Source organism: Pokkaliibacter sp. MBI-7 (assembly GCF_029846635.1).
Classification (GTDB): domain Bacteria; phylum Pseudomonadota; class Gammaproteobacteria; order Pseudomonadales; family Balneatricaceae; genus Pokkaliibacter.
This window is the reverse complement of the sequence record NZ_JARVTG010000002.1, coordinates 1,407,767-1,433,724: the sequence shown is the minus strand read 5'-3', so window position 1 is coordinate 1,433,724 and position 25,958 is coordinate 1,407,767. Positions and strand designations below refer to the sequence as shown.

Genomic DNA, 25,958 nt, shown 5'->3' with positions numbered 1-25,958 from the left:
TGCTCATTCCTGTACTACACTCTGAGAGTTCGCGACATCGAGCCGCAGATATGTCTGTCGCACGGTGTCGCTGCTTGCTATGGCCTATGGATCCAGCATTCAGTTAACTGGACTGGTGACAAGTCTCGAGTTGGTAGTTGAGCGTTCGGACAACCCGAGCGGATGTAATTATTCATTTCGATAATGCACGTTTGGCGGGTGACTTTTTAAATCGCAACAGAGCCAAAACTCATATTCTGTTCAGAGAATCGACTATGACTTTAAAACGGAAACTACTTGTCTTTGTCTCACTGGTCATACTGGTGGTCACTGCACTGCTTACCACTTCTGCATACTTACAATTCCGCCAAAGCCTGGAAGCCGATGTGGTTGCCAAGGTAGTACTTACCAACACCCAGACAGCAGGTCGCATTGGCGAGTGGCTGGATGGCAAGCTCAGTGCAATCAGCACGGTAGCCAAAGCGCAGCCAGCCAAAGAGTTCCTGACCAAGGCGCTATCCATCGCCAATGACAGCGGTCACTTCTCGGTGGCCTATGCGGGTTTTGAAGACGGTGACATGGTTTACAGCGATGGCCGCTCTCCGAAGGCGGGTTATGACCCCCGCAAGCGCCCGTGGTATCAGCTGGCTCAGCAGACGAATAAGCTGTCAGTGACTGAACCCTATATTGATGCTACCACCAGCGATCTGGTGATCACCGTGGTGATGCCGGGTAAAGACGGTGACGGTAAGCGCTTCGGCGTATACGGTGGCGATGTCTTTATCAATGACATTGTTAAAACCGTCCTGGCCATTGATCTGGGCGAGCAGGGGACTGCCATGCTGGTGGATGGTAAGGGCCAGATTATCGCCTACAAAGACAAGAATCAGGTGCTCAAGCCATTCTCCAACGTGGTGGCCGGTATCAATGCCAGCGAGTTAGCGCGTCTGGATCAGGCTAAGGAGCTGACAGCAGTGACCCTCGATGGCACCAGTAAGCTGGCCAAGGTCACGCATGTTGATGGTAGTGACTGGTACCTGATGTCACTGGTTGATCCTGATGAAGTATTTGCCTCACTGGATAATCTTCTGACCAGCGCCATTCTGATCTGTCTGGTTATTTTTGTAGTCTTCATTGCCCTGGCGGTGGTGGGACTGTCTCGCTTACTGCGCCCTTTGGCCGAGGTCTCTGCAGCCTTACACGAAGTGGCCAGCGGTCAGGGCGATTTGACCAAACGGCTGGCCGTTAACAGCAACGATGAGCTGGGTAAGATTTCTGCCAACTTCAACGCTTTCATCGAGCACATCCAGCCAATCATGAGAAGGGTCGCCAAGGCAGCGGATGACCTTAATGACGAAGCAGACAAGGGCATGAAGAATGCCGTCCGTACTGATCACGAAGTCAACCAGCAGCAACAGGAGATCACCCAGGTAGCGACTGCCATGCATGAGATGGCGGTGGCAGCGAATGAAGTGGCACAGCATGCAGAAGAGACGGCGCACGCAGCGCGCAGTTCGGCGAAGTCCTGTGAGCAGGGGATGGGGCTGGTTAAGCGCAACCGTGACTCCATTGTTACGCTTGCCAGTGAAATCGAAAGTTCAACCAACGTTATCAATGAGCTGAATCGCCACGCGCAGGGTATCAGCAGCATTCTGGCCACTATTCAGGGCGTGGCTGAGCAGACCAACCTGCTGGCACTGAATGCGGCGATAGAAGCTGCGCGTGCTGGGGAGCAGGGGCGTGGTTTTGCGGTGGTTGCCGATGAAGTACGTGTGCTGTCTCAGCGTACTCATAGCTCTACTGAAGAAATTCAGAAGATGATCGAGCAGTTGCAAAACACTACCCGCACCGCCGTGCAGTACATGGAAAAGAGTGGTCAGCTGGCCACCAGTAGCGTGGTCGATGCAGAGTCTGTCAGTAACAGCCTTGGAGAAATCACTGACTCTATCAACCAGATCAGTGATCGTGCGGTACAGATTGCCAGTGCTGCAGAGGAACAGAAAGCGGTGAGCGATGATATCAGTCGCAACACGACTTCCATCAAAGAGGTTGCTGATGAGCTGGCCGTTGCTGCCGCTGAGTCGCGCAAAGGTGCAGAGCGTCTGACCGATGTCGCTGATTTGCTGAAGCGGGAGATGGGGCAGTTCAAACTCTGATTCGCTTATAGCAGACTGTAGTAAGGCCGCCTTCGGGCGGCTTTGTCGTTTATCTGATCATGCAGACTGAACGTTGATGGTGTGTTGCAGTGCATTAGACTAATTCGTCACATCGTTCGCTTAGTTTATGATGTGAAGCTGCTACTATGCGCAGGCAAATATTCACATCTGATCCTCAAGGAGCAACCCATGCGTCTCGATCTTCTGCCCGATTTGTGTGATGCCTTTCCTGATGATGTCCGTGTCGTCGAACCCATGTTCAGCTGCTACGGCGGCCGCCTCAGTTACGGTGGTGAAATCGTTACCATCAAGTGTTTTGAAGATAACTCGCTGGTCAAAGAACAGGTTGCGTTGCCCGGGGAAGGTAAGGTGCTGGTGGTTGACGGTGGTGGCTCCATGCGCCATGCACTGTGTGGCGATCTGATGGCGGAAGAGGCCATGAGCAATGGCTGGGAGGGTATTATTGTTTACGGTTGTATCCGTGATGCAGGGCTGATCGGTGAGATGGACATCGGTGTTCATGCACTGGCGACTTTCCCGGTGAAGAGTAACCGTCGTGGTCTGGGCGATCTCAACGTGCCCGTGCGCTTTGGTGGTGTGGAGTTTATTCCCGGTCAGTATGTCTATGCGGACATGAACGGTGTGCTGGTCTCTGCCAAACTATTAGAGCTGCCAGAAGAAGACGAAGAGTAAGTGACGTTGTCGCTGACCTCGAAGTAGCAAACAATCAGGCCGACATTATGTCGGCCTGATTGTTTTCCGGTGAAGGTCAGTAGCTCATATCAGAGACGGTAGCGTTCGCGGTAATAACCGTCGACGGCGACAATACGCACGCTATCGCCTTCGCTGATCTGCAGAGCATCAGCCAGCTGCTGGGAAAGCAGTACGCGGTCATGTTCCAGCACTTTGACTGGTGCAATCGTGCAGCGATAGTTTTCCAGCCCGCGGTTGCTGATCAGATACAGTTCTTCGTCTTCCGCCACATCGCCGATTCGGGCCACTTTCAGCCGACTGTTGCGGATTGAGTTTAGTTCGGTCAGTTCCGCTTCCACAGTAGGGCCGCCATCAAAAATATCGATGTAGCCTACGTGCTTGAATCCTTCCTTCTCCAGCAGACGCAAGGCAGGTTTTGTCTTGGGGTGAACCTGACTGATGGCATCACGTGCCTGTTTGGACAGCAGGTTGACGTACAGAGGGTATTTCGGCATCAACTCGGCAATAAAAACCTTGTTACCCATACCTACCAGATAGTCCGCACGGGCGAAGTCGATTTTAAAGAAGTTCTCGCCCAGCCAGCCCCAAAACGGTGACTGTCCATTTTCGTCAGAGTAGCCGCGCATCTCGGCGATCACCTTGTTACTGAAGCGCTCCGGAAAGTCTGCCAGAAACAGGAAGCGTGATTTGGACAGCAGGCGGCCATTGGTACCTGAGCGGTAGGGTTCGCGTAGGAACAGCGTGCAAATCTCAGTGCAGCCGGTGTAGTGATTGCAGAGAATCAATACTTCCATCTTGTTGTGTACACCCAGCTCCTGGGAGGCGTGTACCACAACACTTCGATGGTAATGATAGAAGGGTGACGACATACCCACTGAAGCCACAATAGCCGTGGTCCCGACGATTTCGCCAGTGGCCTGGTCTTCGAGTACGAACAGGTAGTTTTCCTGACCTGGCTGGGTAATATTTTTGGCGAAGGACTCTTTCGATGTGGCGATTTTGTCCTGCAGAATTTCTTCATTGAGAGGCAGCGAGGTAAAACCTACGCCGGACTCTTCGGCAATGGTGTACAGCGCCGGATAATCTTCAGGTTCTATAGGGCGAATAACCAGCATAGCTTCACCTTTGTTGAGTAAGTGGTCCTGACCAGCCTGACGTTTATGCACATGTTTAGGACTTGTGCGTGTGACGGCCATGTCCTGATGCGAAATTCGAGAGCAGGGTCTTGCTTCGCCAGTCTGGCGTACAGCAGGTCCTAAAGGTGTTCTTATAATGAGCACGCAGAAATAAGTCCAGTCCAGGTCGCATTCGGCCAAGATCGTGGCACAGTTGAATAAGTCGATAATTTTCAGTGATTTAATGGGTGCTTGGGAGCATTGAATGGCGGTAGTTGAAATGGCGTCTGGTTTGGCACGGTACCGTTCCTGGATATTTGATCTGGATGGGACGCTGATTCGCAATCCACTGGATTTTGTCGGGATGCGCGAAGCGCTGGGTATTGCGGCTGGAGTCGATATTCTGGCACATGTCGGCAGTCTAAATGAGGCCCAGCAGCAAGATGCTGAGGCCATCGTAACGGCCTTTGAGGTTCGCGCTGCCGAGCAGTCAACGGTGATGCCCGGGGCACGTGAAGTGCTGGTCAAGCTGAAGGAAAAACACTCGCAGGGCTATCGTGTAGGGGTGTTGAGTCGTAATCATCGTCAGGCCGTTCTGGCAGGTCTGCATCACAGCGAGCTGCTGTCATTCTTCGCGGAAGACTGCATTCTGGCCAGGGAAGATGCGGCAGCCAAGCCAGACCCTGCGGGTATTCACAAGCTGCTCAGCCTCTGGCAGGCCGGCACTTCTACCGCCGTCATGGTGGGGGACTTTCACTATGATCTCTCGGCTGGGCGGGCCGCTGGTGTGGCAACGCTTCTGGTAGGCAGAGAATCCCTATGGCCCGCACTGACGGACCATCACTATGTTGACTGGCGTGACGTGCTGGGCGCTCTTTAACTACCCGTTTTCAATTACGTTGAGCGCTGTTGGTATTCAGGCAGAGATGTCTTTCAGGGCCTGAAAGCTGTCCAGTACGCGCTGGCGTGCAAATTTGTGGTCAACCATCGGTGCGGGATAGTTGGCTACCTTGCCCGCGAGCCAGGGCGAGTGGATCGTCTTGTTATCAAGATGGGCAAGCTCAGGGACAAAGCGACGGATAAAGCGGCCTTCAGGATCAAACTTTTCTGATTGGCTGACTGGATTGAAGATGCGGAAGTAGGGTGCAGCATCGGTGCCGGTCGATGCACTCCACTGCCAGCCACCGTTATTGGCGGCCAGATCACCATCAACCAGTTTGCTCATGAAATAAGCTTCACCGAGCCGCCAGTCCAGTAACAGGTGCTTGCTGAGGAACATGGCCGTTACCATGCGCAGGCGATTATGCATCCAGCCTGTCTGGTTGAGCTGGCGCATAGCAGCATCGACCAGTGGATAGCCTGTTTGTCCCTGTTGCCAGCGTTGCAGATCCCTGTCGCTGTAACGCCAGGCCAGCGCTTCGGTGTCCTGCTTGAACGCTCTGTGTTTACTGACACGAGGAAAGCCCACCAGAATATGCTTGTAAAAGTCCCGCCAGATCAGCTCGTTGATCCAGGTTTCTGCTCCCTGATGGGCTCGTGCCTCTGGCAGTCGCGACAGCGCATAGTGCAGGCAGGTGCGGGGTGAAATGATTCCCAGTGCCAGATAGGGAGACAGGGTGCTGGTGCCCGGTTGTGAAGGAATGTCTCGCAGTTGCCCGTACATCGGCAGTTTTCGTTCAACGAACAGCTCCAGACGTCTGATCGCTTCTTCTTCACCTGCTGGCCAAAGATCAGCGCGCAGCCCTGCTTCATCAGCTTCCAGCCAGCTCGGTATGTCGTCGGCTGTCACTGTACTGGCGGGGCAGGCAGGCGGTACGGGATAGCTTTGGGGAGGCTGTTGAGTGAGTGTGGGCCAGATGTTTTTCTTGAACGGGGTGAATACAGTGTAGTACTCGCCTTTGCCAGTCAGCACCGAGCCGGGCTCATGGAAGACCTGATCGGTGTAACGCTGGATTTCGATCCCGGTCTGAACAGCAAGGCGTGCGAGTTCTTCTTCACACTGGCGTTCATTCCACTCGTAGTGGCGATTCACGTGGATGGCTGTGCAGCCCAGCTGCAGTGACAGATCCAGAATCTGTTGTGGCAGGCCAGCAAAATTGGCAGTTTCAATGACCTTCAGAGGAATATTCAATTGCGCCAGCGACGACTTCAGTGTCAGCAGGCTTCTATAATACAGGCTCTGTTTGACTGGTGCGTCACCATGGCTTTGCCACTGCTCCGGGGTTATGGCTACCACTGCGGTGACTGGCTGACCACGCTTGCAGGCGTAGTGAAGGGCAGTGTTATCGAGGGTGCGCAGATCGTTGCGAAACCACACTAGTTGCATCATTAATTCTCCACCTGAATCCGGTTGCGGATGTTCAGCTGCCGGGTTGTAGCAGTTTGCGCATCAACAAGTGTGGTGCTTCGGTTGACGTCTGAATCGCCAGCTCTGCAAACGTCTGTTGGTGTATCTGGCTGCAATGCCCGTGCATGGCGATGGCCAAATGGGGATAGAGCTGCCGTAGCCTGGGTAATTCGCTGAGCACCATTGAGCGATCCAGACGCTGATCGCTATGCAGCAGCAGGGCATCGGCCTGGGTGTGGTCCAGTGCCAGAGGAATTTCTCTGATGGGGATGGCAGTACCGAGGCTGATCACGCGAAAGCCCAGTGCACTGGCAATAGCACCTTGCAGAAGCAGTTCAACTTCCTCTGCGTCACTGGTCAGGCCTGCCAGTAACAGGGTTTTTCCCGGTTGAGTACGATTGGCATGAAACAGCCGCATACCCAGCTTGGTACGCAGATAACCAAACAGGAATTGTTTCTCCAGTGCCGCGCCGACAGGGAGACTCAGCCATTCCTGTTGCAGCTGTGTCAGCAAGGGCTGGATCAGGCGCTGTACCACACTTTCTACCGGGTAGAGAGCCAGCGCCTGATTGAGGGCGTCATCGAGACGGTTTTCGTTAAAGCTTTTAACCGCGGTATGCATCTGGGTGAAATACAGTTGCCAGGTATTGTCAGTATCACCCACTAAAGCCGCGGCGGGTTCCGGGCGATCAAGCAGCTCGCGTACCCGGCTGATAGCGACACCACGGCCCAGCCATTCGAGAATGCATTGCACCCGTGTTACGTGCTCGGTGCTGTATAAGCGATGGCCCTTGCTGGTGCGTAATGGTTTGATCAGGCCATAGCGACGTTCCCACGCGCGCAGGGTGACCGAATTGACACCGGTCTGACGCGATACCTCACGGATCGGAAAGAGGGCTTCTTCGTCTGGAAGGTGGGTGTCGAATTGCAATAAGGGTGTATCGGACATGGTTAGCGTGCTCTGTTTGCGGTGGATCCTACTACCACAGGGCAGAGTTTTTGCTGTTCTGTGCAAGTTGTCAAATATTTGTACGTTATTAGATATTTGTATAAGTTATTCTATCGTTTTATGGTGGCAGCTATGTCACTTGACCAAGAGTTGTAAGAGAGGCTGTCTGTGAGCCAGTTCAAAGGGATTAAAGAGTTCGAGCATCAGGCAGGGACCCGGACAGGTGTCCTGCTGTCTAATCTGGGTACGCCGGATGCCCCAACGGCATCGGCACTACGACGTTATCTGGCCGAGTTCCTGTGGGATCCTAGGGTTATCGAAATGCCACGTTTGCCCTGGTGGATGATTCTGCATGGCATCATCCTGCGTGTGCGGCCGTCGCGTTCTGCTGCGCTTTACAAGAAAGTATGGACCAGTGATGGCTCTCCCTTGCTGCATATTGCTGAACAGCAACGGCAGCAGATTCAGGTGGCACTGGGGACGGATACTCCTGTCGTATTAGGGATGAGATATGGTAATCCCAGCATTGCTCAGGCGCTCGCAGAGCTGAAGAAGCAGCAAGTTGAGCGACTGGTGGTGCTGCCCCTCTATCCGCAGTATTCCGGAGCTACCACAGGGTCTACGTTTGATGCTGTTAGTGCTGAACTGCAGCGCTGGCGCTGGGTGCCCGAAGTGCGCTTTATCAACACCTATCACCAGCATGCTGGCTACATAGCGTCATTGTGCGAGTCTATTGGTCGCCATATTGAGCGGTATGGTATTCCGCAAAAGTGGCTGTTTTCCTATCATGGCACGCCCAAGGAATATCACCTGAAGGGGGACCCTTACTTCTGCTACTGCCAAAAGACCACCCGATTGGTTGCTGAACGCATGGGGTGGAGTGCAGAGCAATACATGACCACGTTTCAGTCGCGTTTTGGCAAGGCTGAATGGTTGCAGCCATACACCGACATGACTCTGGAGCACCTGCCTGGTCAGGGGGTGAAGTCCGTCGCGGTTATTTGTCCGGGCTTTTCCGCCGACTGCCTGGAAACCATCGATGAAATAGGTCGGGAGAACAAAGAGGTGTTTATGGAGGCCGGTGGTGAGCAGTATCACTATGTGCCAGCCCTGAACGATGACATCAGCCATATCAAGGCGCTGGTGGCTCTGCTTGAGCCTCATCTTTAACGCACTGGAAGGCCTGGTTGCGAGCCACTGTAGCGGTGGCTCGTTGATCGTTGTGGTCGCTGAGTTATTGTTCCTGCTCAATAGCGTCTGCCATGTAATTCCATGGATACCGAGTCGGCAAAGCGCAGGGCATGGGGTTTGTCAATTTCCACCCAGGCTTCAAGAACATCACGATGCGTCAGGGCGATATCCAGCACCTCCTGGCACAGCTTCTCCAGCAGATGGAAACGGTGCTCTTCCACATAGTGGATGATCGCTTTGGTGATGGTACGGTAGTTGAGAGCGTTATCCATATCATCGCTTGAGGCCGCACGTTCAGCGTCGTAACGAATGCGCACATTGATAACCACGTCCTGACGGTTATTGATTTCTTCTTCCTTGATGCCGATGTAGGTACGCAACCGTAAATTCTTGATTCTTATGGTGGCGGGTTCCAACTGGTATGACTGGCTCGTCATGACTCTATCCTTCTGGATGGCGGTGTCTCCTGCTCCATATTGCACAGGATGAGAGAGGTTTCAGCTATCTGGATGCGCAGGGCTGATCAGTTCAGTTGCCTCTGATCAGCTGCAAAAATTCGTTACGTGACGCTTGATTGGTCCGAAAGCTGCCAAGCATCACTGAGGTATTCATCACTGAGTTTTGTTTCTCCACCCCGCGCATCATCATGCACAGGTGCTTGGCCTCGATGCTGACGGCCACCCCCGCTGCCTGCGTCACGGTTTGTATGCAGTCAGCAATTTGCTTGGTGAGGTTTTCCTGAATCTGCAGACGGCGGGCAAACATGTCGACAATACGAGCAATCTTGGACAGGCCCAGTACCTTACCCTGAGGGATGTAGGCGACATGAGCTTTGCCAATAAAAGGCAGCAGGTGATGCTCACACAGGGAGTAGAGTTCAATGTCTCGCACTATGACCATTTCATCATTGTCAGAGGAAAAAATCGCACCGTTGATGATGGTGTCCAGTTCAGTCTGGTAACCACGGGTAAGAAACTCCATGGCTTTGGCGGCGCGTTTCGGAGTATCACGCAAGCCCTCTCTGCTGGGGTCTTCACCCAGTTTTTCCAGTATTGCCCGGTAATGCAGTGCTAACTCTGTATCCATGTCTGTGTTCTCACTCAGTCAAAGGCTGCCATCTGCGTACTACTTTGCTGCGTACAGCTATGGCGTCAGATTGAATTACGCAGGCCCAGGCTTTCTGGATGTGGCTGCAGGTAGCTCTGGTGGGCCAGATAAGGCTGCGTTTGCTGATCAATGTGATGCTTGATCAGGGTTATCGGTACTACCAGTGGCAAAAGGCCCTGGCGGAATTGATGTATACGCTCGACGATGTCGTAACGAGTCTGGCTGCTGGTGCTGCGTTTGAGATAACCCACCAGATGTAGCAGTACATTGGCATGGTTTTTTCTGCTGGCGGGCTGCGATAGCGCCTCCATGAGTGTAGCAAAGTACTGATTGGCAACAGTGGTCAGATCAGCATGCTTGAGATCGCTGAGCATTTTCCCCAGTGTTTTGTAGGTTTGCTGACTATGAGCCATTAACAGATACTTGTGGCGTGAATGGAATCCAATCAAGCGCGCTGGCGTCAGTTCCTCTGCGATCAGCTGTTGCCACTCATGATAGGTGTAGACGCGAGTGACAAAATTGTCACGTAATACCGCATCATTCAGCCGGCCTTCTTCTTCAATCGGCAAGTAGGGCAGGTTGTCCAGCAAGGCCTGAGCAAAAGGTCCCCGGCCACCTTCGCGATGAGGGTGCCCGTTAGCCTGATAGACTTTGACACGATGCAGGCCGCAACTGGGCGAGTTCTTCATCAGCAGGTAGCCACTAATTTTGCCAGCGCAGACCTGCGCAGTACGAACGCCGTATTCATACAGGGCATCGGTAACATCCTGAGTCTGATCGACGGTGCCTACGGCGCGAGGTATGTGAGGATCTCCAATCAATCTGATCGGTTGCCGGGGAACGCTCATGCCAATACCAACTTCCGGGCAGAAAGGCTTGAACGTCATATACTTCGAAAGCACATCTAAACAGTAGTGTGACTGTTTGTGGCCGCCGTTAAAGCGGACTTCATGGCCAACCAGGCAGGCGCTTATGCCCAGAGTAATACCAGGTCGGGCCATATCTGTTGCGGCTAAATAAGTAGTGGTGATGTCGGCGTAAGTCATAATGCTGCTCCAGAATGTTTGAGGTGCAGGCGATGGATTCGTTCGGCGATAGCTGAGTCTTACTTTATTGTACATGAAATTAATTTTGTACAATTTTTTAAGTTTTCAGCGCATATTTACAAGCAATACGTTGAGATTGGCCGATTGGATTGCAGCGGTTGAGTGTGATGGACTGCGACAAGCGTGATTGATGCAGCCTTCATAGACATGGCGAGGGAAGCATATGCAAATATTGGTTAGTGGTGCGACGGGATTTCTGGGGACGGCGCTCTGTCACCGGCTGGTCGCTGATGGTCATCAGGTCACTGCCTGGGTACGGAGTGTCGTAAAGGCACGACGGAAGTTGCCACCCCAGGTGGTCGCTGTTGAGGTGCTACCTTCGCATGAGTCCACTTCCTGGGACGCGGTGATTAACCTTGCGGGGGAACCTATCGTCGGCAAGCGCTGGACTGCAGAGCGTAAGCTGCAGCTCAGAGAGAGCCGAATCGGGCTGACACGTCAGCTGGTGAAATGGATGGCAGAGGCGCCAGGGACCATTCCGACACTGCTCAGTGGTTCTGCTATCGGGTTTTATGGCAGTCAGCCAGCCAACGTTATTCTTAGCGAGTCTTCCAGTGGTGTGGAGTCGTTTCCGCATCAGTTATGTCGTGACTGGGAGGAAGCAGCGTTACACGCGCAGGATCGCGGGGCTCGGGTCTGTCTGTTGCGAACGGGTGTTGTGCTGGATGCCAATCAGGGAGCGCTCAGTAAAATGCTTCCCCCATTTCGGTTGGGGGCGGGCGGCCCTATCGGTTCGGGAAATCAGATGATGTCCTGGATTCATCGGCAGGACTGGATTGAGGCGGTGTGCTTCCTGCTTAACCATCCGACTCTCTCTGGTGTGTTTAACCTGGTTGCGCCCAATCCCGTCAGCAATCTTACCTTCAGTAAGCAACTGGCCAGCGTATTGCGTCGCCCCTGCTGGCTGCCCGTGCCGGGTGTTGTCATCGGGTTGCTGATGGGAGAGTCGGCAGAGCTGGTGACGGAAGGGCAGTGTGTGATTCCCAAGCGCCTGTCAGAGGCAGGCTATGCATTTCGCCATCCACAGCTGCAAGGAGCGCTATCGGATCTGTTTCCCTGACCAAGAGCTGTTGATGGCGGGGTAGATTGTTGCTGCCATCGGGATGTCATCAAGATGAGTATTAAATAGAAAGGTTTGCATCCGTATTCAACGGAATATTGATGGATGCCAGAGGCGGTACAAAGGGACGTAATAGAGTCGTGGTCACCCCTAGGCAAGTTTCGGGATTTCAGCTATTTTCGCCCTCAAGCGAAGAGCGTGTTAACTGATGAATGAAAGATGAAAAATAATGAATTTAGTGCCAAGCGTATAGCGGTAATCGGTGCTGGAATGGCTGGCGCAGTGGCTGCCAGAGAATTGCACGATGCCGGGCATCAGGTCGAAGTGTTCGACAAGAGTCGTGGCGTCGGTGGCAGACTGAGCGCCAAGCGCTACGAAGGTGCCAGCGGTGTTGATCTTGGTATTCCCGGTTTTACGGCACAGGGTTCGGACTTCATTGGCTGGCTGCGCGAGCTGGAAAGCACTGGCGTGGCAGCTGCGTGGGAGCCTCGTCAGGCGCAGTGGATGCCAGGCGAAGGTGTGCGCTTGATCGGAGGCCAGCGGCAATGGGTTGGCTTACCGAACATGCACGCTCTGATCAAAGAAGTGCTGAGTCCGCTGACGGTACATAACAAGGTACGGATTACTGATATCGAGTCACACCGTCATCACCTGACGCCGGTCAGCGAAGAGTCCTCCTATGGTAACTTCGACTTTATCGTCGTAGCTCTGCCTGCTCCTCAGGCGGAGCCTTTATTGCACTCATCACCTGCTTTGCAGGAATACTCACGTCGGGTAAAACCCAGCCCCTGTTGGGCATTGGCTGTTGAACTGGCGATGCCTTCTACACAACCTTTTGACTGGCTGGATATTCAGGGTCATCGCGTGTTAGGTCGGCTGGTTCGTGATAGTGCCAAGCCGGGGCGTCAGCATCCGGGTGAAATATGGACACTCTATGCCAACCGTCGCTGGAGTGTGGATGAGGTCAGTGCCAGCAAGGAGGATGTTATTTCCGCTATGGGCGTGGCCTTTGCTCGCTTCATGGATATTCCCGAGAAAGATGTTAAGCCTCTCATGGCCCATCGTTGGCTTTATGCCCAGCACACGCCAGTAGGAGATGCCCCGTCCTACTTCGACTATCAGCGTAAACTCGCCGTGTGTGGTGACTGGCTGGCAGGCGAGGGGATGGAAGGCGCATGGGTTAGCGGTATGAGCTGCGCTGCGAGCGTGATTGCCGCCTGCGGTGCCTGATATGAGTGGCACTGTCCTGATTACAGGAGGCGGCCAGCGTATCGGTTTCTTTACTGCGCTTGGTTTGCAGGCGATGGGTTATCAGGTAGTAGTAAGCTACCGTACGCCCCGCCCGGAGCTGGATGTCTTGCAAGAGGCGGGGGTCGGACTGATTCCCGCTGACTTTTCCAGTCTGTCGGGTATCGAAGATTTTGTACTTCGATTAACCGCTGAAGTGACTGTACTTCGTGCAGTCATCCATAATGCCTCGCTGTGGTATCCCGACCATAAGGTAGATGAACTCGCTGCGGAGCATTTCCAGCAGATGTTCAATCTCCATATGCTGGCGCCTTATCTGATAAATCGTGCTTGCCAGCCACTTCTTATGTCTCATGACGGCGCACGAGACATCATTCATATGACGGACTGGGTGGTAAACAGAGGCAGCGATAAGCATGCTGCCTATGCAGCAACCAAGGCGGGGCTGGAAAACCAGACACTCTCGTTTGCCAGATTGTTTGCGCCTGCCATCAAGGTCAATGCCATCGCCCCTGCCTTGATCTGCTTCAATGAGGACGATGACGAGGCGTATCGCTTGAAGGCTGTAAAGAAGTCATTGCTGGAGATTGTGCCTGGTGAACAGGTGGTACTGGATACCATTCTTTATCTGTTTAACAGCCCTTATGTCACGGGTGCCAGCTTACCCCTGCACGGCGGCAGGCATCTCAAATAGCCAGCCTCTCTCTACATGCTGATGATCAGCGTGGTGATAGCCCCATGAGGCGCAGAAAGTTATCGCGCGCTAAATCATTGGCAACCTCTGTAGGCAATGCATCCAGCAGGGGATTGTAGTCCTCAAGTGTTGAGCCTAGCGCATCGAAGTAGCCAATCAAATCCGAGCCAATGGTAAAGCGCTGTGGGTATTTGCGGATCAGGCTCAGCCATTCACTTCGTGGCTTGTTTTTATCATCCAGAATGTAAGGGTGTAGAACGCTCCAGGACAAATCGATATAGAGGTTATCGTAGCGCTGTAGTAATTCACTGACCAAAGAAGGCAGGAACTTCAGATATTGCTCGCGATTGATGGCTTCACTGGTGCCTGCATGTGCCCAGATAAAGGTGGTGTCAGGATGCCTTGATACCGCCTCCTCCAATTCCTTTCTATAGATGGGATCAGGGTGATAGACAGAGGTGATATTGCTGTGGATCAACACGGGCAGATGGTTTTTGGCTGCCAGAGAGTAGACGCGGTCCATAGCTTTGTTGTTCGCGCGAGGCGTCTCACCATACGTGAGTGCCGTTAAATTATCGTGACGTAGTAGTACTTCTCCTATCCCTTTCCATAACCCGGGGTGCCAGGTGAGCATGCGCTCAATGTGATCAACCGCGTTCATGTCGGTAGGGTTGAAGCCAGTAATGAAAGGAAAGAACCGGGCACGTTGACTGGCAGGCAACTGTTCTACTGCCCGGGCGACTAACTCATCTGTCGCGCTGTACCAGTAGGCTCGTGCATCGTCAGCCATCAGGTATTGAGGCTTTTGCGGCTCGTCCTCTTGCCATTTTTTTACCACGCCAAGACCCATGATCTGGGCATAGTCCACATTGCTTTTATCCATTTGTCGTAACAGTGCCTGCATACCCTGGGAGTACTGCAGGAAATCGACGTAGTGGAGGTGGCTATCCGTGTAGCGGTACTCGCGTGCTTGAGCTTGTGGTGCGTAAAAGGAAGAGATGCTCAGCCCAAGCCCTATGCCACAAAGCAGTGCCTGCTTGAGTATGCGGTTGTGGGGGGCAGTTGTGAGGCGCTGCTTCATGCATGAATTCCTGTCAAAAGAATGCAGCTACTTTATGAAAAATAGAGTGAGGAGAAAACCGGAACCCACTCTTCGTTATTTTGGTTGAGCAAGCTCGAAAGAATGAAGATTAGTGCTCCTGTCATACCGATCAGGAGCACTGGTACAGGCATTACCCTTTGCGGCTCACCTTGCCAGAGAGGGCTGTTGCTTCAAAGGCGACTTTGAACACATCACTGTAGTATTTCGCGAAATGAGCTGTGATACCTTCCTTGACGTGATCGGGTAGCTCATTGAAGTCTCGTTGATTGGCATCAGGGAGGATCAGTTCAAAAATCCCACTGCGTTTGGCCGCAATCACTTTTTCCCGAATACCACCCACAGGAAGGACTTTGCCGGTGAGCGTCAGCTCTCCTGTCATGGCAATGCCTTTTTTGGGGGGCTGGTTCAACGCCAGTGATATCAGAGCGGTAGCCATGGTCACCCCAGCACTTGGACCATCTTTAGGGGTAGCTCCTTCCGGCACATGGAGATGGATAAAGCCTTTCTCAAAGGGTTCAGGGCTTCCGGCATAGTCCGAGATATGGCTGCTCACATAGCTATAGGCAATCTCTGCAGATTCCTTCATCACATCGCCTAACTTGCCTGTCAGTTTAAAGCCTCTATTGATCTGGTGGATCTGATTGGCTTCAACGGGCAAGGTTGCTCCGCCCATTGCTGTCCAGGCCAGGCCAGTGACTATGCCGGTGCCGTACATCACTTCTTCAGGCCGGAAGTAAGGGGTGCCCACGTAGTCCACCAAATTTTTGCTGGAGATACTGACATCTTTCAGCGCTGGATCTTCGACCAGTTTTCGTACTGCTTTGCGCAATATTTTCTGTAGTAATTTTTCCAGTTGTCGTACGCCCGCTTCACGAGCGTAATGCTGCACCAGTTCACGAAGCGCGCCGTCTTTGATACTGACTTTCTTTTTGTCGACAGAGGCACGCTCCAGTAGTTTGGGCCACAAGTGACGTTTGGCGATAGCTACCTTTTCTTCCGCTAAATAGCCTGCCAGTCGAATGACTTCCATACGGTCGAGCAATGGACCCGGGATACTATCGAGCTGATTGGCAGTACAGATGAACAGCACTTTGGACAGATCCAGCCGCACATCCAGATAGTGGTCCAGAAATTCGCTATTCTGTTCAGGGTCCAGTACTTCCAGCAGGGCAGATGCAGGATCTCCCTGATATGACGCGCCGAGCTTGTCGATTTCATCCAGCATAATAACGGGGTTGGCTTTACCCACTTCCTTCAGCGCCTGAACCAGTTTGCCTGGCATCGCACCAATATAGGTCCGGCGATGGCCTTTTATTTCAGCTTCATCCCGCATGCCACCAAGGCTGAGCCGGTAGAAGGGGCGATCAAGTGATTCAGCAATCGCTTTGCCGATCGATGTCTTGCCCACCCCGGGAGGGCCAACCAGCAATACAATTGAACCACTGACTTCACCTTTCCACGCGCCCAGTGCTAAAAACTCGAGAATGCGCTCTTTTACATCGGCAAGACCATCGTGATGTTTGTCCAGCACTTTCCGGGCACGTTTAAGATCAAGCTTATCTTTGCCATGCACGCCCCAGGGTACTGATGTTATCCAATCCAGGTAGTTGCGGGTAACGCCGTACTCTGGCGATCCCGTTTCCAGTACCGATAACTTCTGCAGCTCACTTTCAATACGCTGACTGACGGGCTCTGAAAGAGTTAGCTTTTCCAGTCGGGCGCGGAACATTTCCAGATCATTGCTGCGGTCATCCTTTTCCAGTCCCAGTTCTCGCTGAATGACTTTTAGTTGTTCTTTGAGGAAGAATTCCCGTTGTCGATCCTGGATCTTGCTGTTTACTTCTTCTCGAATGGAACTCTGTAAGCGCACCATCTCCAGCTCTTTGCGCAAGAGGACTAGTACCTTCTCCATCCGCCGTACTAGTGGAATCGTATCCAGAACCTCCTGTAGCTCATTTCCCTTTGATGTGGTGATGGCTGCAGCGAAGTCACAAAGAGGAGAGGGCTCATTCGGACTGAAGTGGTTTAGGTATTGCTTCAGCTCTTCGCTATACAAAGGGTTGTGGGGAAGTAGCTCCTTGATTGCTTGAATAACGGCAAGGCCATACGCTTTCAGCTCGTCTTGGTCTTCTTCCTTGGGGTCCGGATACTCGACTTCGACCAGATAGGGAGCTTTTCTGCTCAGCCAGCCTCGAATACGGAATCGTTTAATGCCTTGTGCAATAAACTGGATCTGCCCTTCTTGCTCATTCACCTTGTGTACGCGAACAATGCAGCCAATAGCGGAGAAATTTTCTGGTCTCAATGTGTCTGGATTCTGATCCCCCACATAGCAAAGTCCCACCATTTGATGTGGGGTTCGCATAACGCGGTCCAGCGTTTCCTGCCACCGTTCCGCACTTATCATTAACGGGTGTATCTGAGCGGGAAAGAAAGGACGATTGTTTACGGGCAGTAAGTGTAATTTATCAGGCAGTGCTTGATGAGGGAGGATCAGGCTTGAACCCGACTGTTCTACGCTGATGACTTCGGGGGAAATGGCTTCCTGTTCGGGCATTCATAAACTCCAATTCTAACGGGGGAGTTTTCAGAGACTGTTGAAAGGCTGTATCACTAGATTTGCCAGTGTATTGGCGAAGTGAGTACTCAAGCCGCTCTGAACATGAACCTTTAGATGGGTACGTCTTGATAGAATTAAAGTGCAGAAGTAGAAGAGAAAAATCTGGGTGGTGGATGACGCGAGACAAGAGAGTGGGAGGCTAGCGCATGGCTGTAAAGGGAAGAGATGGCGCCAGGCGGCGCCACCCAACAAATCAGAGCACGTTCACATTCGAAGCTTGCAAACCCTTTTGGCTCTCTGCCAGATCGAAACTGACACGCTGACCTTCTACCAGGGTTTTACGGCCTTTCTGTTGAATGGCACTGAAATGGACGAACACATCAGGACCGCTATCTTGAGCGATGAAACCAAAACCTTTGGTGTCATTGAACCACTTAACGGTACCTTGGCGCGGATCAGACATAACCTCTCCTGTCAGATCGATAAACAATTTCATTAAGCTTGATCAAGGCTTTCTAACAGAAAAGGTTCGTAATCTAAGTTGATAACCTTGCTGGCAGAAGACTTAACCTGTTACCGAGAATAGGTGAGATCACTCTAAAGCACAATGGTCGTTGTAACCATTTGAATCATCCTATAGTGGAATCCTCTGGTAATAGGCTGTCGTGAATCAAATTTTTATCCTAATGTTTGAAACAGGTGTCGTTTTTAATAAACATCACAATCGCAGTTCTGATAGAATACGACCAAAGTATTAGTCTAAAACTGGAGCTGAATATGACTGAGTACCGCCATCTGGCTGAAATGGGCATTGAAGACGTTGCTGATATTGAAAAGTACACCCTGCGTCAGGAAGGTGATGAAGACGTCATCAAGATCTACCTGAAACGTGATAAAGGTGAGTGGTTCGCCCGTTCAAGAAAGTTCAAATTCAAACGTTATGTTAAAACTGTTCGTATCAATGAAGGGGCGCAGCACTACCGTGAGGTAAGTGAAATGAATCCTTTCCTGTTGCGTGCGGTTGATGAGCTGGACAGTCTTGTGGCTAAAGACCAGCGTAAGATGAGTGAAAAAGAGTTGCTACTTGAAGAGCTGGATCACCTCGAAAAAGTGGTCAGCCGCAAGATCACTGACTTGCGTGCTCAAATCGAGAATATGAAGTAATACCTTTTAAAGGTGCTTGGGGCTGTTTAACAGCCCCATAACATGTTTACATGCTGTAGACTGACTGTGTCGCGAGTGGCAATGGCAGAAGTATTCGTATCTGACCCGTAAGCTTATGCCTGATCATACTGCGTGAAATCAAACACTTGCCAAGCTAAGGTCGCGTGTGTAGTATAGCGACCACTTCAACGCCAGACGCGAAGTTAAGTCGGTGTTTGTAGACCTAAAAGCGGGAATAGCTCAGTTGGTAGAGCACGACCTTGCCAAGGTCGGGGTCGCGAGTTCGAGTCTCGTTTCCCGCTCCAAGTTTTAAGTTGTACAATATTTAAGCCGCGCAAAGCGGTTTTTTTGCGTCTGAAATTTGCCTCTTCTGCGTTCTACTATTAGTTGCACCCTCGTTTTTCAAGTTCATCTACATCATCTGTGTTGTAGTGAAGATATTTTCAGGGTTCTCCTGGTAGAGATGAAACTGCTTCATTTGGCCCCTTTGTTGTAAAACTTCCTACGTGTGAGCAAGTTCTGTGTCTCAGGAATGACCATCATTGATGAGATCAGGACCAGCCTAATCCAGGCTTTGGCCGGACCCAGCGAAACTGGCTTGGGAAAGGTAACCCCCAAGCCAGTCTAAAAGACATCGGCTAAATAAGTGCTCTGTTATCTAGCCAAGAACGTCCTTGTTTACTTCATTCGCCGTTCTAGCCCTGTTTGCGCCAATATCCGAGTTGATATTTCCTCTATGGAAAGGCTGGTTGTATCAATAAAAGGAATTCGCTCACGTGCAAATAGAGCAGATGCTTCTCTGACTTCAAATTCACATTGCTCAAATGCGGCATATTTACTGTCAGGGCGACGTTCATGTCGTATTGCTGCCAGCTGAGGTGGTTCTATGGTTAAACCGAACAATTTATGTCTGTGTTTTTTCAATGCATTGGGCATTTTCAGATGCATGCCGTCATCCATGTCTTCTTCTGTCAAAGGGTAGTTGGCTGCTCGTATGCCGAACTGCAGCGCCAGATACAGGCATGTCGGGGTCTTGCCGCAGCGAGATACACCAACCAGAATCACATCTGCCTGGTCATAGTGACGGGTTCTGATGCCGTCATCATTATCCAGGGCAAAGTTCACCGCATCTATTCTTTGTTTGTACTTCCTTTCTTCGTGAATGCTATGTGATTTGCCAACCGTATAGCTTGATCTTGATTTTAGCTCTTCTTCCAGTGGGCTAAGGAAGGTGCCAAAAATATCGATCATAAAGGCGTCTGCTTCAGAAATGATTGCTCTTATTTCAGTATTAACAATCGTGTCAAAAATAATAGGTCGACCGTCATCATAGTGAGCTGTTTTATTTATTTGCTTGACTGCATTAAAGGCCTTTTCTGCAGTGTCAATATAAGGAAGGGTGATTTGATCAAATTCGATATTGTCAAATTGAGCTAATAGACTATTTCCCAATGTTTCGGCAGTAATCCCTGTTCCATCTGAAATAAAAAAAGCGGTTCGACGCATCTGCAACTTCCTTTCTATTCTGCAGCTATGCTGCAAATTTACTGAGTTTCATATCTTGTAAAATGACAAGAAAAAAATCTGAGTCTCTTGTTATTCGCCTAATTTAAGCCGTTAAATGGTTAATTTCACATGTAACTTGTTGAATATTAAGTAAAATAAAAATTGGTCAGACCTGTAGTGAAATTACATTTGATGACCTTGGAGAAATCCCAAAAAAAATTCAGTATCATGACCCTTGTCAGGCATAACGATCCTCTTTTTATTCCAAGCCGCCATTTAATATAGAACATATATTTTGAATATGGTGCTCTGATCTGGTTACCAAGTATCAGACTAAAGTAGCTGGTTGGAAAGTCTCTGGCTCAAGTGCAGATCTGCTTTGGAACTGTGGTGAAACGCAGATCATGCAACAGCCAGTGAGGGAAAATAGGGGGTCGATGCGGTCTGGCATAAGCATCAGACGATTACAAAGGGGTTGCACCTTGCCAAACTATATTCTGTTTTTCGACAAGGTAGGAATGAATGATGTGGAGCGTGTCGGAGGTAAGAACGCTTCTCTGGGTGAAATGATCAGTAATCTGGCGTCTGCAGGCGTCAGCGTACCGAATGGATTCGCTACTACTGCCCAGGCCTATTGGGACTTCCTTGAGTATGGTGGCTTGGCCAACCGTATTGCCGATACGTTGAAAGAGCTGGACGTCGAAGACGTAAAAGCACTGGCAGAAACCGGCAAAAAGATTCGTGGCTGGTTGATGGAAGCACCATTCCAGCCCGAGCTGGAAACGGCCATCAATGCTGCGTGGGAAGAGCTTTCAGCAGATAACCAGCAGCTTGCGGTAGCCGTGCGCTCTTCTGCTACGGCAGAAGACTTGCCAGACGCTTCCTTTGCCGGCCAGCAGGAAACCTTCCTGAATATCCGTGGTCTTGAGAACGTAAAGCACGCCATCAAGGAAGTGTTTGCTTCCCTGTATAACGACCGTGCTATTTCTTACCGTGTTCACCATGGTTTTGATCATGGTGAAGTGGCCCTGTCTGCTGGCATACAGCGGATGGTGCGCAGTGAGACAGGCGCTGCAGGCGTCATGTTCACGCTGGATACAGAGTCCGGCTTCGATCAGGTGGTTTTTGTCACCGCCAGCTATGGCCTCGGTGAAACCGTGGTGCAGGGCGCGGTCAACCCTGACGAGTTCTATGTATTCAAGCCTAACCTGGCGGCAGCCCGCCCCGCTGTACTACGTCGTACTTTGGGCTCCAAAGCTATCAAGATGATCTACGGTGAAGAAGCGCGTGCCGGGCGCTCAGTTGTTACTGTTGATGTCGACAAGCAGGATCGTCAGGTTTTCTGTGTAACTGATGAGGAAGTGGAGTCTCTGGCTCGTCAGGCACTGATCATCGAGAAACACTACGGCCGTCCGATGGATATCGAGTGGGCCAAAGATGGTGACGACGGCAAGCTGTACATTGTCCAGGCACGTCCTGAGACAGTGAAAAGCCGTGCCAACCAGAACGTCATGGAGCGTTATCTGCTGAAGGAAAAAGGCACCGTTATCGTTGAGGGACGCAGTATCGGTCAGCGCATTGGTGCAGGTCCGGTGCGTATCGTCAACAGCATCGCCGATATGGATAAAGTGCAGCCAGGTGATGTGCTGGTAACCGACATGACCGATCCGGACTGGGAGCCGGTGATGAAGCGCTCGGCTGCTATCGTCACTAATCGCGGTGGACGTACCTGTCACGCAGCCATTATTGCGCGTGAGCTGGGCATTCCAGCTATCGTCGGTTGCGGTGACGCTACCGAGAAGCTGCAGGAAGGTGAAGAGGTTACCGTTTCCTGCGCCGAAGGGGATACTGGTCGCGTCTACAAGGGGCATCTGAACTTTGAGCTGAAGACTAACAGTATCGACTCCATGCCCAGTTTGCCGTTCAAGATCATGATGAACGTGGGTAATCCTGATCGCGCCTTTGATTTCTCCTCTCTGCCGAACGAAGGAGTAGGTCTGGCCCGTCTGGAGTTCATTATCAATCGTATGATCGGCGTACATCCCAAGGCGTTGCTGAATCTTGATGAACAGCCTCGCGAAGTACGTCAGGCCATCGATAAGCGCATTGCAGGATATGGTTCTCCTGTCGACTTCTATGTCAGCAAGCTGGTTGAAGGTATCTCTACACTGGCCGCTGCATTTGCGCCGAAAAAGGTGATCGTGCGCCTGTCAGACTTCAAGTCTAACGAGTATGAAAATCTGATCGGCGGTAGCCGCTATGAGCCGGGTGAAGAGAACCCCATGCTCGGCTTCCGTGGTGCATCCCGTTATATATCAGACAACTTCCGTGACTGCTTTGAGCTGGAGTGTCGTGCTCTGAAGCAGGTGCGGGATGTGATGGGGCTGACCAACGTTGAGATCATGGTGCCTTTCGTGCGTACTGTGGGCGAGGCAAGCCGGGTAATCGATCTGCTGGCGGAAAATGGTCTGAAGCGTGGTGAGAATGGGCTGCGTGTGATCATGATGTGCGAGCTGCCCGCCAATGCCTTGCTGGCCGATGAGTTCCTCGAATACTTCGATGGTTTTTCCATTGGTTCTAATGACCTGACGCAGCTGACGCTGGGTCTGGATCGTGATTCCGGTATCATTGCCCATCTGTTTGATGAGCGTAACGAGGCTGTGAAGAAGTTGCTGGCGATGGCCATTCAGGCTTGTAAGCGTAACAACAAATATATTGGTATCTGTGGCCAGGGGCCTTCTGATCATCCAGATCTGGCCAGATGGCTGATGCAGCAGGGTATCGATACGGTGTCGCTCAACCCTGACTCTGTGCTGGATACCTGGTTCTATCTGGCTGAAGGCGCGTAAGCGACCAGCTGATTCACCATAGACAGCAAAAAGCACCCAGCTCTGACTTAATCGGGCTGGGTGTTTTTGTATGTGCTTTCTCAAGCGCTGACATGCGAAGTGGCTGTGTCTTTGTGCCACCAATGTAACAGTTGCCTGCAACCCATGTCGGGATTGTGAAAATCGCTACCATCGCTTGGGGTGCCTTAGCGGGGTTGTTAAGATGTCGACCGCGGTTACATTCGGGGTTCAGCTGCTGTTCTGACATACGTAGCTGATCTGGGTTCGAATAGGGAGCGGGAGATTGGGAATGCTACAGCAATCCATAAAGAACAAGTGTCGTGCAGCTATGCTGACATTGTTGGTGATGGTGAGTGGAGCGGCGTATGCCGAAGACTTCTCGCAGCCAGGGCTGTATATCAAAACCGAAGAAGGTTACAAACAAATCCCCCCGTACAATGACTACACCCTGAATTATTCCAATCTGGGTGAAATTCCTTGGGTCAATGTCAGTCAGCCGGTCGAGCTGGTAGCAAATATGGCTGACCTCAATACTGACACCCTGTTTATCTACACCCGACCCCTTGGTTTCACAATCGAGCGGGATTTGTTGTCACCGCGCGCAACGCGGATGGATGGCAAAGATAACCTCTATCACATTGAGCTGGGGGAAATGTCCAACGACAACGTGCTGGTATATGAAGAGGGTGGTACGACCTACGCAGTGACCCTGACCAATCCACGTCAGGCGGTGATCAAACATCTGTCAAATACGCAGGAAAACGCTCTGACTGCGCAGAGTTATGCTGTGGAGGCGTTGAAGGCTTTTCCCGATGACGGCGAGATTATCCGATTGAAAGACTATTGGGATGAGCAGGTCAAAAAGAACAATATCCAGTAGCGCTGTCACGATGCTGCTTCCGTTGAAATGCAGCAGGGTAGTGAGCAACGAAAATAAAAACGGCAGCCGGATAAGCTGCCGTTTTACGTTGTGACTGCTGAAGATCAGCAGTTGAACAGGAAGTTACTGATCAGCTCCTTGCCGCCTTCGGTTGCGAAGGATTCAGGGTGGAACTGAATGCCGTGGATGGGTAGGGTTTTGTGCTGGACTCCCATTACTTCGAAGGTGCCGCCTGTACGGATCACATTCAGTTGATCGAAGTCTGTTGCCGCCAGACTGCCCACGGCAGCGGTTACGGTCAGGCAGTCAGGGAAGGTTTCTGCTTCTGCAATCAGTGAGTGGTAGCGCATGACTTCCAGCTGATCGGGAATATTTCTGAAAACGCTGGTGCCATTGTGAGTGATGGCACTGGTTTTACCGTGCATCGGCAAGGGCGCTTTGACAATCCTGCCACCGAATACATGCACAATACCTTGCATGCCGAGGCAAACGCCCAGCAGCGGAATCGTTTGGCCCAACTCGCGAATGACATCAGCACATACACCGAAGTAGCTTTCATCGTCGGGTGAACCGGGGCCGGGGGAGATGATGATGCGATCAGGGGCGGCTTTGCGAAGGTCGTTCAGCGTGACCTCATCATTCCGCTTGACCACAACTTCAAAGTCGTCGACGCGCTTCTGCTTCTTTGCTGATACCAGAATCTCGCCGACGAACTGATACAGGTTGTAGGTGAAGGAGTCGTAGTTATCGATGATATAGACTTTCATGCTTACGCCTCCTGGCCTTCACTGCTGAACATATCCAGAACCTTTTTGGTGCCAGCGAACTTACGCTGAATTTCCTCATACTCATCGGCAGGGTTGGAGTCGTAGACATTGCCACCACAGGTTTGCACATAGGCTTCTGTGCCGTTAGCAAAGACCGTTCGTATGGGGATGGCAAAGGTGCAGTCACCATTGAAGGAGAAATGGCCTAGTGCGCCGCCATAAGGGCCACGGCCATCTGTCTCCAGATCATCAATGATCTTCATCGCTTCAATCTTGGGTGCGCCAGTGAGCGTGCCTGCCGGGAAGTTGCTGGCCAGCGCAGAAAACATGTCGTGGTCCTGGGCGATGATGCCGACGATCTCACTGGAAATGTGCTGTACGTGGCTGAATCGTTTGATGTCCATCAGGCTGCGTACTTTGACTGTACCAAACTCGGCCACACGGCCAATATCATTACGATGGAGGTCGACGATCATATTGTGCTCGGCGATCTCTTTGGGATCGTTCAGCAGTTTACGCGCCAGCATGGTGTCTTCCTGTTCGTCCTTACCGCGACGTGCCGTGCCTGCCAGAGGGAAGGTTTCCATCTCGCCCTGACGCAAGCGGAACAGTAACTCCGGACTGGCACCAATGACTTTCTGCTCACCGAACTTGACGTAATACATCTGCGGTGACGGATTCACCTCACGCAGTTTTTCGTAGAGATTGGTGGTGTCGCCTTCGAGACGGAAACGCTTTTTGAAGCCCACCTCAGTCTGGAAAATCTTGCCATCAATGATGTCCTGCTTGACCTTCATGACCGCAGCAGCATGTTCCTCACGGCTCATGGTTTCACCGGTGGCGGTGATCTTCAGTGGGCCATTGCCCACATAGTCCTGCTCAATCAGATCAAGTACCAGCTGGTAGCGGTTGTCGGTGTAGTAGAAATAGATCACCTCGCCGGTCATCTTGTCGAGAATCAGACCATCCTTATACAGACCGAATTTGAACGACTCGAACATGTCGCTGGTTTTCAGCTTCAATGTCGGCTCGAAGTAGTTCATGGCGTCATAGCTGATAAAGCCCGTCAGGCCACCCGCGTATTTGCGCGAGATGATGTTCTGCGGAATAACATCGCGCAGCAGGTAATAAGGGTTGTCGCTGACATAGTCTGCCTTGCTGCCATCACGTTCGGTGATCGTCAGGGTTTTATCACGGGCAGATAACACCTTTTCAGGATCGAAGCCGATGATGGAGTAGCGGGAAATAAAGCTTTCCTCACCGAGCGACTCCAGCATGAAGCAGATATCGAACTGCTTTTCGATCTTTTTGAACAGGCCAAAGAAGTCGATGTCGGTAGCAAGGGTGATGTAATGCGGTTTGCGCGGCAGCTCAAGCATGGCTGGCTTGTTGGAATATTCCGATGACATGGTGCAGGTATCTCACAGAAGCAGCATAAAGCCAGCCATGGAGTGGCTGGAGTGG

The 25,958-nt window shown here is 51.7% G+C and carries 22 protein-coding genes and 1 tRNA gene; 11 read left to right on the top strand and 12 right to left on the bottom strand.

Annotated elements, in window-relative coordinates:
- Positions 1-254 precede the first annotated feature (254 nt).
- Complete coding sequence (locus QCD60_RS26220) at positions 255-2,135, top strand: methyl-accepting chemotaxis protein (RefSeq protein WP_279789912.1); 1,881 nt, start codon at positions 255-257, stop codon at positions 2,133-2,135.
- Between the two features lie 189 nt (positions 2,136-2,324).
- Complete coding sequence (gene rraA, locus QCD60_RS26215) at positions 2,325-2,828, top strand: ribonuclease E activity regulator RraA (RefSeq protein WP_279789911.1); 504 nt, start codon at positions 2,325-2,327, stop codon at positions 2,826-2,828.
- An 89-nt stretch (positions 2,829-2,917) separates the two neighbouring features.
- Here the strand turns inward: rraA and astA are convergent, their stop codons facing one another.
- Entirely contained in the window at positions 2,918-3,964 is a 1,047-nt protein-coding gene (gene astA, locus QCD60_RS26210) for an arginine N-succinyltransferase (RefSeq protein WP_104155230.1), read from the bottom strand.
- A gap of 265 nt (positions 3,965-4,229) precedes the next feature.
- Here astA and QCD60_RS26205 point away from each other — a divergent pair, with 265 nt between their 5' ends.
- Positions 4,230-4,844 carry an HAD-IA family hydrolase gene (locus QCD60_RS26205; RefSeq protein WP_279789910.1) on the top strand — a complete coding sequence of 205 codons (615 nt, stop codon included), beginning with the start codon at positions 4,230-4,232 and terminating at the stop codon, positions 4,842-4,844.
- Between the two features lie 36 nt (positions 4,845-4,880).
- On the opposite strand, the gene phrB is transcribed toward QCD60_RS26205, so the two are convergent.
- Both phrB and QCD60_RS26195 read right to left on the bottom strand, forming a co-directional pair.
- On the bottom strand, positions 4,881-6,293 hold the full coding sequence (gene phrB, locus QCD60_RS26200; protein WP_279789909.1) for a deoxyribodipyrimidine photo-lyase: 1,413 nt from the start codon (positions 6,291-6,293) through the stop codon (positions 4,881-4,883).
- Positions 6,294-6,324: 31 nt separating this feature from the next.
- Positions 6,325-7,260 (bottom strand): MerR family transcriptional regulator, encoded by a 936-nt coding sequence (locus QCD60_RS26195; protein ID WP_279789908.1) that lies wholly within the window; start codon positions 7,258-7,260, stop codon positions 6,325-6,327.
- A gap of 168 nt (positions 7,261-7,428) precedes the next feature.
- Here QCD60_RS26195 and hemH point away from each other — a divergent pair, with 168 nt between their 5' ends.
- The gene (gene hemH, locus QCD60_RS26190) at positions 7,429-8,430 is read left to right on the top strand and encodes a ferrochelatase (protein WP_279789907.1); all 1,002 of its coding nucleotides are present in this window, start codon (positions 7,429-7,431) and stop codon (positions 8,428-8,430) included.
- 77 nt (positions 8,431-8,507) lie between these two features.
- Here hemH and folX read toward each other — a convergent pair whose 3' ends face one another.
- From folX to QCD60_RS26175, 3 genes are all read right to left on the bottom strand, one after another.
- Positions 8,508-8,888, bottom strand: coding sequence for a dihydroneopterin triphosphate 2'-epimerase (gene folX, locus QCD60_RS26185; RefSeq protein WP_279789906.1), 381 nt, complete (start codon positions 8,886-8,888; stop codon positions 8,508-8,510).
- Positions 8,889-8,979: 91 nt separating this feature from the next.
- Positions 8,980-9,537: a GTP cyclohydrolase I FolE gene (gene folE, locus QCD60_RS26180; protein WP_279789905.1), complete on the bottom strand. Its 558-nt coding sequence runs from the start codon at positions 9,535-9,537 to the stop codon at positions 8,980-8,982.
- Positions 9,538-9,602: 65 nt separating this feature from the next.
- Positions 9,603-10,604, bottom strand: coding sequence for a DUF523 and DUF1722 domain-containing protein (locus QCD60_RS26175; RefSeq protein ID WP_279789904.1), 1,002 nt, complete (start codon positions 10,602-10,604; stop codon positions 9,603-9,605).
- Positions 10,605-10,827: 223 nt separating this feature from the next.
- Here QCD60_RS26175 and QCD60_RS26170 point away from each other — a divergent pair, with 223 nt between their 5' ends.
- The 3 genes from QCD60_RS26170 (at position 10,828) to folM (ending at position 13,666) form a co-directional block, all read left to right on the top strand.
- Positions 10,828-11,724, top strand: a complete 897-nt coding sequence (locus QCD60_RS26170; protein ID WP_279789903.1) for a TIGR01777 family oxidoreductase — start codon at positions 10,828-10,830, stop codon at positions 11,722-11,724.
- Between the two features lie 219 nt (positions 11,725-11,943).
- Positions 11,944-12,954 carry an NAD(P)-binding protein gene (locus QCD60_RS26165; protein ID WP_279789902.1) on the top strand — a complete coding sequence of 337 codons (1,011 nt, stop codon included), beginning with the start codon at positions 11,944-11,946 and terminating at the stop codon, positions 12,952-12,954.
- A 1-nt stretch (position 12,955) separates the two neighbouring features.
- Positions 12,956-13,666 carry a dihydromonapterin reductase gene (gene folM, locus QCD60_RS26160; protein WP_279789901.1) on the top strand — a complete coding sequence of 237 codons (711 nt, stop codon included), beginning with the start codon at positions 12,956-12,958 and terminating at the stop codon, positions 13,664-13,666.
- A 25-nt stretch (positions 13,667-13,691) separates the two neighbouring features.
- Here folM and QCD60_RS26155 read toward each other — a convergent pair whose 3' ends face one another.
- From QCD60_RS26155 to QCD60_RS26145, 3 genes are all read right to left on the bottom strand, one after another.
- The gene (locus tag QCD60_RS26155) at positions 13,692-14,747 is read right to left on the bottom strand and encodes an amidohydrolase family protein (protein WP_279789900.1); all 1,056 of its coding nucleotides are present in this window, start codon (positions 14,745-14,747) and stop codon (positions 13,692-13,694) included.
- A gap of 151 nt (positions 14,748-14,898) precedes the next feature.
- Complete coding sequence (gene lon / locus QCD60_RS26150) at positions 14,899-17,325, bottom strand: endopeptidase La (RefSeq protein WP_279789899.1); 2,427 nt, start codon at positions 17,323-17,325, stop codon at positions 14,899-14,901.
- A gap of 256 nt (positions 17,326-17,581) precedes the next feature.
- Positions 17,582-17,791 (bottom strand): cold-shock protein, encoded by a 210-nt coding sequence (locus tag QCD60_RS26145; RefSeq protein ID WP_104155174.1) that lies wholly within the window; start codon positions 17,789-17,791, stop codon positions 17,582-17,584.
- A 314-nt stretch (positions 17,792-18,105) separates the two neighbouring features.
- On the opposite strand from QCD60_RS26145, the gene QCD60_RS26140 reads away from it, so the two are divergent.
- Together QCD60_RS26140 and QCD60_RS26135 are read left to right on the top strand one after the other, a co-directional pair.
- Positions 18,106-18,492, top strand: coding sequence for a DUF3461 family protein (locus tag QCD60_RS26140; RefSeq protein WP_243409974.1), 387 nt, complete (start codon positions 18,106-18,108; stop codon positions 18,490-18,492).
- A gap of 229 nt (positions 18,493-18,721) precedes the next feature.
- A tRNA-Gly gene (locus tag QCD60_RS26135) sits at positions 18,722-18,797 on the top strand.
- Positions 18,798-19,170: 373 nt separating this feature from the next.
- On the opposite strand, the gene QCD60_RS26130 is transcribed toward QCD60_RS26135, so the two are convergent.
- Positions 19,171-19,998 (bottom strand): kinase/pyrophosphorylase, encoded by an 828-nt coding sequence (locus tag QCD60_RS26130; protein WP_279789898.1) that lies wholly within the window; start codon positions 19,996-19,998, stop codon positions 19,171-19,173.
- A 482-nt stretch (positions 19,999-20,480) separates the two neighbouring features.
- Between QCD60_RS26130 and ppsA the strand changes: the two genes are divergently transcribed.
- On the top strand, positions 20,481-22,847 hold the full coding sequence (gene ppsA / locus QCD60_RS26125) for a phosphoenolpyruvate synthase (protein ID WP_279789897.1): 2,367 nt from the start codon (positions 20,481-20,483) through the stop codon (positions 22,845-22,847).
- A gap of 328 nt (positions 22,848-23,175) precedes the next feature.
- Positions 23,176-23,727 carry a hypothetical protein gene (locus QCD60_RS26120; protein WP_279789896.1) on the top strand — a complete coding sequence of 184 codons (552 nt, stop codon included), beginning with the start codon at positions 23,176-23,178 and terminating at the stop codon, positions 23,725-23,727.
- A gap of 104 nt (positions 23,728-23,831) precedes the next feature.
- Here QCD60_RS26120 and QCD60_RS26115 read toward each other — a convergent pair whose 3' ends face one another.
- On the bottom strand, positions 23,832-24,494 hold the full coding sequence (locus QCD60_RS26115) for an aminodeoxychorismate/anthranilate synthase component II (protein ID WP_279789895.1): 663 nt from the start codon (positions 24,492-24,494) through the stop codon (positions 23,832-23,834).
- Positions 24,495-24,496: 2 nt separating this feature from the next.
- Positions 24,497-25,903, bottom strand: coding sequence for a chorismate-binding protein (locus tag QCD60_RS26110; RefSeq protein ID WP_279789894.1), 1,407 nt, complete (start codon positions 25,901-25,903; stop codon positions 24,497-24,499).
- Positions 25,904-25,958 lie beyond the last annotated feature (55 nt).